The organism is Lactobacillus sp. XV31L (assembly GCF_059900865.1).
The window spans coordinates 300,814-314,147 of the sequence record NZ_JBWXGC010000001.1 but is presented as its reverse complement, the minus strand read 5'-3'; the positions used below and the strand labels follow the sequence as shown (position 1 = coordinate 314,147).

11 protein-coding genes and 2 pseudogenes are annotated in these 13,334 nt (G+C 43.9%); 2 read left to right on the top strand and 11 right to left on the bottom strand.

What is annotated here, in order from left to right; genetic code table 11:
* Window positions 1–547: 547 nt before the first annotated feature.
* On the top strand, window positions 548–934 hold the full coding sequence (locus AC2JF7_RS01495; protein WP_500726334.1) for a carboxymuconolactone decarboxylase family protein: 387 nt from the start codon (window positions 548–550) through the stop codon (window positions 932–934).
* Window positions 935–1,077: 143 nt separating this feature from the next.
* On the opposite strand, the pseudogene AC2JF7_RS01490 reads toward AC2JF7_RS01495, so the two are convergent.
* From AC2JF7_RS01490 to AC2JF7_RS01470, 5 genes and pseudogenes are all read right to left on the bottom strand, one after another.
* Window positions 1,078–1,398: pseudogene (locus AC2JF7_RS01490) on the bottom strand (MerR family transcriptional regulator).
* A gap of 123 nt (window positions 1,399–1,521) precedes the next feature.
* On the bottom strand, window positions 1,522–3,744 hold the full coding sequence (locus AC2JF7_RS01485) for an ABC transporter permease (RefSeq protein WP_500726332.1): 2,223 nt from the start codon (window positions 3,742–3,744) through the stop codon (window positions 1,522–1,524).
* Window positions 3,745–3,758: 14 nt separating this feature from the next.
* Window positions 3,759–4,466: pseudogene (locus tag AC2JF7_RS01480) on the bottom strand (ABC transporter ATP-binding protein).
* Entirely contained in the window at window positions 4,463–5,062 is a 600-nt protein-coding gene (locus tag AC2JF7_RS01475) for a TetR/AcrR family transcriptional regulator (RefSeq protein ID WP_500726330.1), read from the bottom strand. The pseudogene AC2JF7_RS01480 and the gene AC2JF7_RS01475 overlap by 4 nt, the downstream one beginning before the upstream one ends.
* Window positions 5,063–5,320: 258 nt before the next feature.
* Entirely contained in the window at window positions 5,321–5,674 is a 354-nt protein-coding gene (locus tag AC2JF7_RS01470; protein WP_500726328.1) for a MerR family transcriptional regulator, read from the bottom strand.
* 80 nt (window positions 5,675–5,754) lie between these two features.
* Between AC2JF7_RS01470 and AC2JF7_RS01465 the strand changes: the two genes are divergently transcribed.
* Window positions 5,755–6,495, top strand: a complete 741-nt coding sequence (locus tag AC2JF7_RS01465; RefSeq protein WP_500726326.1) for an SDR family oxidoreductase — start codon at window positions 5,755–5,757, stop codon at window positions 6,493–6,495.
* A 121-nt stretch (window positions 6,496–6,616) separates the two neighbouring features.
* Here AC2JF7_RS01465 and AC2JF7_RS01460 read toward each other — a convergent pair whose 3' ends face one another.
* The 6 genes from AC2JF7_RS01460 to AC2JF7_RS01435 all read right to left on the bottom strand — a co-directional run bounded on the left by AC2JF7_RS01460 (window position 6,617) and on the right by AC2JF7_RS01435 (window position 13,287).
* Window positions 6,617–7,396: an ABC transporter permease gene (locus tag AC2JF7_RS01460; RefSeq protein ID WP_500726325.1), complete on the bottom strand. Its 780-nt coding sequence runs from the start codon at window positions 7,394–7,396 to the stop codon at window positions 6,617–6,619.
* Complete coding sequence (locus AC2JF7_RS01455; RefSeq protein WP_500726323.1) at window positions 7,397–8,167, bottom strand: ABC transporter permease; 771 nt, start codon at window positions 8,165–8,167, stop codon at window positions 7,397–7,399.
* Entirely contained in the window at window positions 8,167–8,889 is a 723-nt protein-coding gene (locus AC2JF7_RS01450; protein WP_500726321.1) for an AAA family ATPase, read from the bottom strand. Before AC2JF7_RS01450 ends, AC2JF7_RS01455 begins: the two co-directional genes overlap by 1 nt.
* Before the next feature lie 79 nt (window positions 8,890–8,968).
* The gene (locus AC2JF7_RS01445; RefSeq protein WP_500726319.1) at window positions 8,969–10,216 is read right to left on the bottom strand and encodes an ABC transporter permease; all 1,248 of its coding nucleotides are present in this window, start codon (window positions 10,214–10,216) and stop codon (window positions 8,969–8,971) included.
* Window positions 10,209–11,105 carry an ABC transporter ATP-binding protein gene (locus tag AC2JF7_RS01440; protein ID WP_500726318.1) on the bottom strand — a complete coding sequence of 299 codons (897 nt, stop codon included), beginning with the start codon at window positions 11,103–11,105 and terminating at the stop codon, window positions 10,209–10,211. Before AC2JF7_RS01440 ends, AC2JF7_RS01445 begins: the two co-directional genes overlap by 8 nt.
* A 211-nt stretch (window positions 11,106–11,316) precedes the next feature.
* Window positions 11,317–13,287, bottom strand: a complete 1,971-nt coding sequence (locus AC2JF7_RS01435; protein WP_500726316.1) for a PTS sugar transporter subunit IIABC — start codon at window positions 13,285–13,287, stop codon at window positions 11,317–11,319.
* Window positions 13,288–13,334: the final 47 nt, after the last annotated feature.

Sequence of the window (13,334 nt, the reverse complement as noted above, 5' to 3'; positions counted from 1 at the left end):
GTGTTTACAATTTAAGAGACTGGTAAAACAGCGTTTAGTAACGTGATTTGCCAGTCTTTTTCTTAATTACAATCTTCTTCAATTAGCTATATACGTGCGGTAATTATTATGGACGCATAGTACAACGCGCCTTTTATTTTAAACAAGTATTTAAGTCTTGACGTGCTTTTCATAGTTCGTAAGAAATAGCATTGCTGAAAAAAAGTTGCTAGTCCGGTAACACAGCCTGCTACAGATTTATTTGTCATAATACCTGTTGGCATTTATTCCTCATGTTGCATAAGAGCCAAATAAGCTTTTTTGCGCATAAATAGCAGACTAGACAAAAGCGCAAGCAAATATTGGGTAGATTCAGACATTAGCAAGACCCAAAAAATTGCACTTGATTATGGAATCGTCAGTTACCAAGCAACTATACAAGTTTTGCAGCAGGCATTAGACAGTTTACAGTCTAACAATTAATCTTTTTTATTGACATGGAGTTAACTCCAGCAATTACGATTACCTTCGTAGTATTAAAACTATCAAACTAACGGAGGACAAATTTATGTCAACAAACAAACGATTAGAATTAGGCCAAAAAACGCTGGCACAGGTAGACGGTGCCGCAGCAGATAACGTAATGGCGTCATTGCAGGGGATTGCGCCTGACGTGGGCAAATATATTTTAGAATTTGCCTTCGGCGACATCTATAACCGGGCGGGGCTTAGCCTCAAGCAGCGCGAATTGGTCACCATCACCAGCCTATTGACGCAGGGCGATACGGCCGCGCAGCTGCACGTTCACATTCAGGCTGCCCTGAATGTTGGTTTAACCACCACCGAAATCACGAAAGCATTTATTCAGTGTCTGCCCTATGTGGGATTTCCTAAGGTGCTGAACGCAATTAACGTAGCTAAGGAAGTTTTTGCCCAAAATGAACGCCATGAATAATTGCTGATTGCATGATGCAATACTTGGCGAGAGCAGCGATAATAAATTTATCAATAATGAAAGAGGATACCACCGCCAGTTTTGGCTTTGGTATCCCCTTTTTACTTAATTGATTTCAGTTTGGCCCGGTAAATGCTAATTTTTTAATCCAAAAAGGCAATGTGTCGTGCGAGCACCGCCGATTCCGCGGCCAAGCGCTTCTTTTGCTGGTACAGCAGGTCTAAGCGTCCATTTATGGTGCCGTCTCCCTGGTAGCGCAACCGAGCATACTACTGGATTTCCTTGATGGGCATCCCCGTCTGCTTTAGCCGCTTAATGAATTCAATCCAGCGCAGGTCATTTTCATCGTAAACGCGACGCCCATTTTGGTCACGCCCAGGAACAATCAACTTTTCCTTTTCATAATAGCGCAGTGTATCAATTGTTAGTCCTACTTGCTTAGAAAACTGCCCAATCTTGTACAACTTGTCTTCCACTCAACTCACCCACTTAAAGTAATTAATAGGAATCATTATAGTTTACTAACCTGGTTTTGCCATTACCCAATTTTACAACCATATTCATTTGTCACCGGGTGCAATGGTACCCTATTCAAAACCGTTCAGGGCAAGCGAAATAGGTATACAGATTAGGTTAAACTGCGCCGGAAAAGACATGTCATCAGACGCAATGGACTCACCTAGCAAGTTGTATATCCAGGGACTGATAAGCGTACCAATTACCGTTGCAACTACCACCAAAAGCGCATTTTCACCTAAAAGCAACTTGTTGATGTCCAGACTGCTTAAGCCCAAGACCTTTTCAGTCGCAATGTCACGCTTGCGTTCAGCAATATTGATGGTGCTGATATTGTAAATGACGGCAAAGAGCAGTAGCGCTGCAATCAGCACAATCAGCACTAAAATCGCATTAACCGACTTGGAAGCCTGCTGGTAGCTCCTTTTTTGCTTGCTTTTGAGCGAGACATTTTTAATTAGTGAGTTCTTGTTCAGCCACCCTTGTTCCTCCTTAACGTGCCGTGCTTTAATAAACTTCGTCTGAACGGAGACATTCATGCCCCTGCTCTTCAAATAATCATAAGTAGTGTAGAACCCTTGACTCGTGTAGCTAGTGTAAATTCCCCTAATCTTCGTCTTAAGCTGTTGGTACTTATTATGATTAAATACCCTGATATCAACGCTTGAGCCCTTACCCAATCCTAGCCTGCGGGCCCGTTTAGCAGAAAGATACACCCCGCGCAAGTGGTCAAAATCAAGAGGCGTTTTGTCGTCTGCAGGCAAATGGATTGCCTGAGTTTTTTGATTAACAACATTCAGATGAGTATCAGTGTCACCCACCTTGGCCGGAACTATGGAATAGTTATCAGCATAGACTACCCCAAGGTCACCACTAACCTTAACTGCAGCAGACTTTTTAGTGTCCAGGTTCGCACTGATATCATATTTTCGGATATCCTGAAACTCGGTTTTTTCGATATCGCCAAAAGCATACTTTAAGCCAAAAGAAGAAATCAGCATCGTCACACAGAATGCCAGTGCCAGTGCACTGAACAAGAACTTGACCCGGCCACTGGCAATATTGCGCACCAACAACTTGGTCTTAAACGAAAAATGGCGCCACAGCATGGGGATTTGGGCCAAAAAAGTATTGGCCCTGGTTGCACTAACTGCTGGACGCATGGTAGCAGCTGCAGACTCATTCAATAGCTTAACTGCATTAATCATTAAAGCAAGTAATTCAACCACCAAGACTACGACCAAGGCCCCCACAGCCAAGAACGCATAGTTGCCGTGCACAGCTGGCGGAAAATCGAACAAAGTAGCTAGCGTCTTAGTAATTATCCGCGGGAAGACCAGCATGCCAACTAGTGAGCCAATGATTGTTCCAATGACGGCCGTGACCATTCCTGGGAAAAAGAGATAGGCTAAAATTTCACTCTTAGCAACGCCCAAGGCTTTCAAGGTTGCAATTTCTGGTCTTTTATTGCTGACTTGCTTGGCATAACTAATTAGTGTGATGGCAACGGTCAACAGAATAAAAACACTTGAAATGGCCACAGCAATATTTTTAATTGTTTCTAGTTTGCTGTGAATCATGTTGTAACTCATGAGGTCCTGCCGCTTCAGAACATAGACATTCCGATCAATTTTTCTTATTTGGCTTGCCACCCGTTTTCGTTGGTCCGGCTTGTCCACCGTAATTGCCAACGAGTTGACTGGCAGACCCAGCCTTTTTAGCTTTGCATTAGGCAGCATTACATAGCCATATTTTCGGTGGTTAGGGACTGGCTCCGCTGCGTTCTCGGTCAGATACAAATACTTGGGGCTGCGGATACTTCCTGAAATTTTGCCCTTGACCTTGAGCCCGTTAACCACCAACTTAACTTGGTCACCAAGCTTGAGCTTGTTCTTCTTGAGATACAAGTGGTCAACCAGAACACCGTCTTTTTGCGGGTACCGCCCGGCTAGCAACGTCGGCCGGTTAATCCGCTGGTCCTTGGCGTAGCCGCTAACCAGTAGGTTGGTGTTCTTTCTACTGGCCCGGTAATCGTAATTCTGCTCCAGTTCGTCAACACCTGGAAGATTTTTGATTTGCCGCACGCGCTTGGAGGAAAAAAGCCCGGATACCTCTATGTCTTCTAAGTTTGCGGAGCTGTAATAATGGGCAAAAGTACTTTCTAAGTCGACGGCTGTTTTGACAAAGCCGATAAAGCAAGCAATGCCAATTGATACAATGATAGTTAGCGATAATACTTGTGATCCATTTTCGTGGAATATTTCCCGGCAGAACTTTTTAAATAAATATGTCATTCCCATAATCCCACCTACCACTCTAAGTCTTCAACTGGTGTTTTGTTTTGATTGTGTTCGATACCGGCAATTTGACCATCCTTAATCTTGATTACCTTGTCTGCCATCTGAGCAAGGACTGCATTATGGGTGATAATGACAACCGTCTTGTGGTAGGACTGGTTAAAGTCTGCCAGGAGACGCAGAACTTCCTTACTAGTCTTATAGTCAAGTGCCCCGGTTGGTTCATCACACAGCAGCAAGAGCAGGTTCTTGGCCATCGCGCGGGCAATAGCCACACGCTACTGCTGTCCACCCGAAAGCTCTGCGGGAAAGGAGGCAAATTTTTGCCCCAAGCCAATTTCCCGTAATACTTTTTGCGGGTCAAGCGGATTTTTTGCGAAGCTAGAGGAAAATTGAACATTTTCCAGCGCCGTCAAGTTAGAAATCAGGTTATAAAATTGAAAGACAAAGCCCACATCATTACGGCGGTAGAGTGCTAACTTGCGCTCAGAATAAGCGCTAATAGGGACATCATTAACGGTAATTTCCCCTGATGATACAGTGTCCATTCCGCCCAGCAGGTTCAATAGCGTTGTCTTGCCAGCTCCGCTTGCACCAACAATTACGACTAGTTCTCCTTCAGCTATTGTCAAGTTGAGGTGGTTGGCAGCGTACAGCTTTTCGCTGCCGCTCTGATAGACCTTGCAGACCGACTTCATTTCAATAATTGTGTTAGTCATTGCGTACTCTCCTGTTTAAACATATTTTCAACTAAAATATTGATCATAATCTTGATTGCGTCGTCATAATGGTCACCGTAATCGCTCTTGTTGATGGCAGAAGAGAAGATCATCTGCACAATGACGGTAATATCGTCATAGGAATAAACCGTGTCCAAGTCCAGTATCTTCAAAATTCTAGTGAGGTCCGTAATATCTTTTTGCCGCAGTTTTTCCTTTGTTGCGCTTGGCAAGCGACGGATAATCTTATCATATTCAACGTTGGATAATTGCTTGATCCACGGGTATTGACCAATCGTCTCAACCAGGTAGAACAACAATTTTTTTAGTCTTGCTTGGGCGGACAAATTGTCTTCTTGGGCAATAGCAAGTGACTGGTTAACAATATTGTCTTGAATTTGATTAATTACTTCCCCAAACAATTCATCTTTGGACTTGAAGAAGTGATAGAAAGACCCCTTGGCAATTCCTACTTTTTTAACCAAATCATCAATATTGATAGAACTGATTTTTTGGTGGTTAAGTTCCTCCACAAACACCTGAATCAGCTGCTCTCGTAGTTCCTTTTTTTCTTGTGCCGTAAAGCCTCTAGCCATAATACTCTCCTTAATTGATTCTTATTCACTTTATGACTAAATATTTTATTTTAGTCATAAAGTCATAAAAAGAATAACCGATATTCTTTCGCTTGTCAATATGCTTTGATAATATGTATATCAATTAAACAGACTCTTAGGTGAATTAAGCGCCTAAACAAAAGGAAGACTGCACAGTGATGTGAACCCCAAAATTAAGACAATTCAGAGGTCGTATCATATCCAGTCTTCTTTTTGTATTTCTGCAAGGGCCAAATTTTACTTGATCTTGCCCTGGTCGTACAGGCCGATTTTGGTTTTTAACCGCGCAATCGTCTCCTGGAGGGTCTTTTCCTCTTCTTCTAACCGGCCCAGTTCATTCGCCAGGATTCGGCGCCGAGCCCCTTTCGTTTCCGGGCCCTGGTTAAGCAGTTCTGTATATTCAACCAAATCATTAATTGGGATTTGCACTTGGCGCATGCACTTGATGAAGTTGATCCACTCTAAGTCACTGTCAGTATAGTATCTAACGCCATGCTTACGCTCAACATTTGGCAGTAAACCGACCTTTTCGTAATAACGCAAGGTAACTGGTGTCAAATCAACTTTTTCTGCCACTTCTGAAATTTTCATTTTCTTTGCTCCCTTCGGGCTTGACTTAACCTTAACTTTAAATGTTACAGTTTACTATAGCATAAAGGAGGAATTTGCAAATGAGTTTAAAGCATAAAGTACTAGTTATTACCGGGGGCTCGACTGGGATCGGGGCGGCTACTGCCAAATTGGCTAGCCAAGCGGGCGCCCACGTTGTCATTGGTGCCCGCAAGGAAGCCGACCTGAAAAAAGTCGCTCAAGCTGCAAAGGGTTCAAATATCCTGTACCAAGCTACTGACGTTACCCAGATTGACCAGGTCCAAGCCCTGATCGATTTGGCAATAGCCAACTTTGGGCATCTTGATATACTCTATAACAATGCCGGCATCATGCCTCAGGGCAACTTAAGCAAGGCCAAAACTGAATCCTGGCAGCAAATGCTCAATATTAACGTGATGGGCGTTTTAAATGGGATTGCCAGTGCCCTGCCGATCATGAAAAAGCAGGGCAAGGGACTAATCATGGCCACTGACTCAGTTGCTGGCCACGTCCTCTACCCAGGTTCTGCCGTCTACAATGGCAGCAAGTTTGCTGTTCGTGCCATCATGGAGGGCTTGCGCCAAGAAGAGCATGCTCATGGCATTAAGACCGGAATTGTTTCTCCGGGAACGGTGGTGACTAACCTCTATTCCACAATTAACGATGATGAGATCAAAAATACTTATGAAACTGCCAACCAGGGCAAAAACAGTACACTGTCGGCTGAAGATGTAGCTAGAAGTGCTATCTTCATGATGGACCAGCCAGAAAATGTCAACATCAATGAGATCCTGGTCAGACCTACAGGGCAGGATGTTTAGCGGCTATTAATTTCTTAACTGCCAATATTACCCAGGAAATAGCCTATCCAATAACTAAAGACAAGTCTTCTAGTTAGTAATTTAATATCAAAAAACTGTAGCCAGTAATGACTACAGTTTTTTAGCTACCAGTGCTTTGGTATTTTTTCAAAAATAAGCGCCACAGCTGGTAAACCAGGGTAAAGAAAATGAGGCAAACAGCCGGAATGATGGCTAGCCAAAGCCACTCATGCTTCTGGGCAATCCGCTCTTGCGGGATTGACGCCACCCAGCCTAGCGGCAAAACAAAGGTCAGGATGATTTTTAAGGGACCGGAGTATATGGCCAGTGGATACTTGCTCATCTCAAAAAAATCAAAGGTGGTCTCAACGAGGCTGGCAAGACCATTTGAAAATAATGAAACAAGATTGCCCAAAATTGCCAGGCTTAAGAAAATCAGGGACGTAAAGATAGCGATAAAGATAAACATGCCGGTAATATACCAGGGATAGTGCAACTGGATGTCTACAATAATTAATAAGACAAGCGCCACCAGCAGGTCGCCCCAAGAGTCCTCATCTGCACGCTCGTTGATCAACTGAAAGAGTGGATTGACCGGCTTAATTAAGATGGTATCAAGTGCACCCTTATGGATATAGTCAGAGATATTGAGCGTGTTAATGAAGAAGCAGCGAAAGATTGACCAGGCCAAAGTTGCCAAAGCATAGGTCAACAACAGCTGGTCAAAGCTATAGCCCTTGATTCGGGGCACAATACTGAACATGAACCGCAGAGCCACAATGTTTAAAATATTTTGCACCATCACGCCAGCAATCGCAAAATAGAAGTCTAGATCATAGACTGCCAGTGACTTTAAATTGATCTTCATATAGGTAGCCAGTAGTTTTAAATAGCGCATCAACTAACCTCCTTGAATAACGGTTGCAGTAACCGCATGCTTAAAGAATATTTTGAACAAAAGCGCAAAAAGGAGGATATAAACCAGTTGGATTGTGGCTACTTGACCAAACAAGGTCCAGGTAGGATTTTGCGCTAGCATCCCCACGGTGCCAAAGGAATATTGGAAGGGCAAGTATGACGCCAGTGTTTTCAAGCCTGCAGGATAAAAATAAGCTGGAAAGACATTGCCAGCAAGTACTAACAAGATTGCTTCCTTAAAAGTGGAGATGCCCCAGATGCTGTAAGTATAAAAAGAAAAGGTGCCCAAAATTAGCTCCAGTTCAAAATAGAGGATATAAGCTAGAATTGCCGTAATCAGCACCAGTCCTACCGTTGCAATCGGAACTCGGAAGTCGAGAACCCCCAAGTAGATAATGACATCCACAATTCCCACTATCAAAAATTTGGCCAGCGAATAGCCGACCCCTTCCCAAAATAATTGGCTGGCAATATCCAGTGGCTTTAGCAAATCAAGCGCAATATCACCTGACCTCACCTTGTCATTGAGGTCGTAACTAGTCTTGGGAAAAACAATTGACAAGAGCTGCATTAAAATCAGATAACTCAGCGTCTGCTTGAAAACAAGGGCTGGTTTACCCACTAGCACAGCCTGCCACAAAAAGTACTGGACCGTAATCGAAATCAGAGATGAAAAAAGATAAAACAAGAGGGCATACTTGGAAGCAAAGCCCTTTTTAATCCCTATTTTAACTAGCATGGTGCGATATTTCATTAGTCGCCTCCTTGGTCTGCGCTGCGGGCAAGGAGGTATTCTAGCTTGCCACTCTTTACTTCAATATGGTCAATCGCAATAGTGCCAGTAAGCCGGCTCAAAGTCACCTTGATTTCACCTTGCCCAATATCTTTTATCTGATAGTCTCCGTTTCCTAAAACCTGCACTTTGGGCCATTGCCCCTTTAAGTCAACTGCGCGACTGCTTTTACTCGTGAAAGTGATCGTTGATGGCACATCTAAGTCAGCTAGATTGCGGCTATCCTGGTCCAAGACTAGCTTGCCCTGGTTGAGGATTAGAATTCTAGTGCAAATGCGGTCAACCTCATCCAGATCGTGTGAGGTAAAGATAATAGTCTTGCCCGTTAGCGACTTGAGAAAGTTGACGATACTGTTCTTGCTGAGCACATCCAGACCAATTGTTGGTTCATCTAAGATAAGCAGGTCAGGATCATGAATTAGAGCTGCAATAAATTCCGCCTTCATCCGCTGGCCTAGGCTCAGATTGCGCACAGGTTGGAGCAAAAAATCTCCTGCATCAAGCACTTGATAGAGCTCGCGGTTTAACTTAAAGGTATCCATTGCAGGCAAGTCCCAGCGCAACTGGCTCCGCTGACCAAAGACCACGCCGATATTCTGGGCATTTTTTTGCCGATTAGCAATTGGGTCTAGGTCAAAGGTTTTGATCAAACCGCCACTTGGCTGCAGGATGCCTAGGATCATCTTACTTTCAGTTGGTTAGATTCATTTGCCTGCAATTGGCCAAAAAAAGCACAGGAAGTTTTCCCGTGCTGGTAATTAATTATGATTTACTATAAGCCAAACCGCGCTTGAGCCGCTTCCAGAAGCTAGTGTCTTCCGTCTGCAAGATCAGTCCCCGGTAGATTTTACTGATGTAGACCAGCAAGCCAACAATACTGGCAAGCAAAAGCAAAAGCGAAATGCCTACCTCAAGGCCACTAACATGGCCACTAATGATGCGCAGCGGCATCACAAACGAGGAGAAGAGTGGTACATAAGACATGACTTTAGCTAGCAGCTGGTCTGGATTGTTAATAAACATGAAAGTAACAATAAAGGCCAATACTACTAAAAAGGTGACCCAAGAAGCAGCCTTGGAGGAATCTTCTGGCTTGGCCACCAAAGCGCCGGAGAAGGCAGCCAAGATGGTATAAATGACTACGCCCAAAATAACAAATAGGAGATTGACATTAACCAAGTTGCGCAGGACCTGGTTAATCAGCAGCTGGTTGTCGTGTATGAAGGAAGCCGTCTGCGGGGCGCGCGTTGCCCACTGGTAGATGGCGGCCCCACCAGCTATATAGATTAAAAGCTGGGTGATAATCACGCCAAAGATACCTAGAATCTTACCCAAAAAGTACTTGGCTGCTGTTGTGCTGGAGAAGATGATTTCCATAATCTTGCTGCCCTTCTCAGCACCAATCTCTTGGGCAGTTACACTGGTGTACATAATTAATATCATGTAGCTCATAAAAATCAGCGCAAAGAGTGAGATATACTGGGCAATCTTATTGTCACCCTTGCTATGCCCTTTTTGCAAAACTTCACTATAATGGGGCTTTTGCTGCAGGGTCTGGGCTTGCTGGGGTGCAAGACGGGCCTGTTGCAAGTTGAGCTGGCTCTGCAGCTTTTGTGTATAGCCTACTATTTGGGTCTTTAATTCATCATCTACGGCATTTGTTCCATGGTAGACTGCCTGCACCTGTTTTTGTTGCAGGTCAAGCACCAAGTAACCGTCTAATTTGTCTGCTGCGACTTTTTTCTGTGCAGCCTTAGCTGTCTTAATCCCTGTATCAATATCAACCACCTTGTGGTTTGCCTTGATAAAATTCTGCCGCAATTGAGGGTTCTGGCTGACAACGGCAATTTCCATATCTGATTGCGGCGAGTCAGCAGAATTGTCCCCGACTAAGTTAAAAACAATAGAGATGCCAATAAAAATAAAGGGCATAAAAACCAAGATCGCAAAAGACCAAGATTTAACTTGACGCCAATACGTTTGAAAAGCAACAATCCACATCTTATTCATTTTTTTCACCGGCTTTCATTCTAAAAATTTCGTCTAAAGTTGGTGGCTGCTGACTAAATTCTTCAATGTATTGACCCTGAGTCAATGCCTCAAAAATTGCGGGACCACTCTTTTCATCATCAATTTTTAGCAAGTAGCGGTCACGTTGCTGCTGGTCTACCTGCTCCACATGTGGCAGTGCAGCCAGCTGAGCTAGCGTCTTGGTTGTTTTGACGTAAATTTCCGTCTTACCAAAGGAATCACGTACCGCCTCAAGGTCCCCGTTTAAGACTACTTGGCCATTTTTTAGCATTGTCAAGGTATCACAGATCTCTTCAATGTTAGTCATGTCATGGCTGGAAAAAATAATGGCCGCTTGCTGGTCCTTGACCTCAACAATGGCCCGCTTGAGCAAGTCAGCGTTGACTGGATCAAGACCACTAAAGGGTTCATCCAGAATTATTAACTTGGGCTGGTGAATCAGCGTACAGATCAGCTGCACCTTTTGCTGGTTCCCCTTAGACAGAGTCTTGATCTTGTCCGTCTTTTTTCCCTTGACCTCAAAGCGCTCAAGCCAAGAATCAATCTGCCCTCGAATCTTTTTAGCAGAACAGCCTTTTAACTGTGCCAAGTAAACAATTTGCTCTTCAACTGTTAGCTTTGGCATCAGACTTCGCTCTTCGGGCAGATAACCAATTTCGTTGAAGGTAGCCTCGGTGACTGGGGCGCCGTTCCAACTAACTTGTCCCTGATAGTGCAGAAAGTTCAGGATACTGTGGAAGGTCGTGGTCTTGCCTGCGCCATTTTGACCAATTAGTCCCATAATTTGACCGGGCTCTATGGTAAAGCTAACGTCTTTCAGGGCATGCACGGATCCAAAGTCCTTACTTAAATGTTCTACTTCTAGCATTGCTCTTCTCCTTATCATATAAAAGATGAGCTCTATTATATCTCAGTTATTAATATACAGCTAGTTATTTTATATATTTTTATCTTAAACTGCCGTAGATTAGAATAACATTTGTTTTATAAAAGATGATTACTTGGTTATGTTTTTAAATTCACTCCAAAAAATGCCTGGACACATGTCCAGGCATTTTACTATTTAGATATTTTTATAATTAAAGATTCGCTAGCTTTTTCTTTTTAGGTGCTGTTTTCGGGCTGCTAGCATCTTCTTCTTGATAACCAAAGAAGTAGGTTATGGTGAAGGCAGCAATAATCGTCACCGCTGCAACAATCCAAAAGTAGAGCAGGTTGTTAGGGTTGCCCTGACCAGCTTTAGCAACAAAGGAAGGAAAACCAATCAGACTGCCAGTAAAGCCATACATATCAACTTTTAGCAAGCCATTGACAAAACTCCCAATTGCAGCGCCAATACTTGAAGTCATAAACACCCGACCATACTTCAGATTGACACCGTACATGGCTGGCTCAGTAATTCCTACCGCAGCGGAAATAGCTGCACTCAGCGACAAACCCTTTAGATCAGGATTGTGCTTGGTCTTAACCCAAACAGCTAAGGCACCAGCTCCCTGGGCAATCATCGTAACCGACACAATTCCGTTCAGGATACTGTGACCATTAGCCGCAATATCATTGGCAATCAGCGGTATCACTGCCCAATGCAGGCCGAAGATGACTAGAACTTGATAAAGCCCACCGATAATTAGACCGGAAAGAGCAGTATTGACTGTGATTAGCCATTGTAGCACAATCGCAATACCTTCAGAAATAAATGAGATAACCGGGCCTACAATGATTAAAACTGTCATCCCGACCAAGAAAATTTCAATTAATGGTGTGAAAATTTGCCGCAGCGTTACCGGCATCCACTTCTTAATCCACGGTTCAATTTTGGCTGCCATCCACGCCGCAAAGATCATCGGGAAAATGGAATAGGTATATTGCGGAATATGAATTGGAATACCGAAAAAGTTAGCATTAATGCCAACACCAGCAATAAAGTAGGCAAATTTCCCACTAGCAAAGATTTTTACCAGGTCGGGATAGATTAGAAAGCCCCCAATAAGAGACACAATTACAGGGTTTGAACCCAGCTTTTGGGCTGCTGTAAAGCCAACAATGATCGGCAGGAAGTAAAAGGCTGCATCCCCCATTGCGTTGATAATGGTGTAAGTCGGCGAAGCTGTGGACATATGACCAAAGTTGGTCAGAATATTGAGAATCCCTTTCAACATGCCGCTGGCCGCTAGTAGACCAATAACTGGCATCATCGATCCCGTGATTACCCCAATCAGCTTGAAGAAGCCGCCCTTAACCTTGTCGGTCCAAGTCTGATCAGTTGCAGATGCTTGGTCATTGCTTGTATCAGCTGGGGCTGTGTAGCCGGGGCCTAGCAGCTTGATTACTTCATCATAAACATCTTCAACTGTCTGGCCGATAACTACCTGGTATTGATCATTAGCACGAGTAACATCAAGTACCCCGCTAATCTGGCTTACCTGGTCGTCTTGCGGAATACTGTCATCCTTTAGGGTAAAGCGCAAGCGCGTAAAACAGTGGATAACGCTTTTGACGTTGTCTGCACCTCCAACTGCTGCCACAATTTCCCGGGCCATAGTTTGATATTTTGACTCTTTTCCCTTAGGAGCTGTCTTAGCTGAAGCTTTTAAGCTTAGGGTCGCAGCAATATCGCCAGCTTGGGCTTGGCCTAATTCTAACTTGATACTTGCCAAAATCTGGGCCGTATTGGTAATGGCAACAATAATTGTAGCTTGCTTGCCAGCAGCTTTAATTGCCTGCAAGTCCATTGTTCCTATACGGTCGCCTGCTTGAACTTGATCTCCTACTTTGACTTGCAAGGCAAACGGCTCGCCCTTCAACTCAACTGTATCAATGCCTAAGTGAAGCATAACTTCTACTCCATCGGCTGTTTGCAGACCAATGGCGTGCTTAGTCTCGGCAATCATTACTACTTGCCCGCCTACCGGTGAGATTATTTTGCCCGAACTGGGTTCTATGGCAAAGCCCTCTCCCAGCGTCTTTTGTGAAAATACAGTATCGGCAACATCGCCAAGGTCAATGACCTGGCCGGCTGTGGGTGCCAGTAACTTAATCTTTTTACCCATATATAATCCTCCCTGCAGCTTTTAGCTGTTTGACATGCTTACGGTAT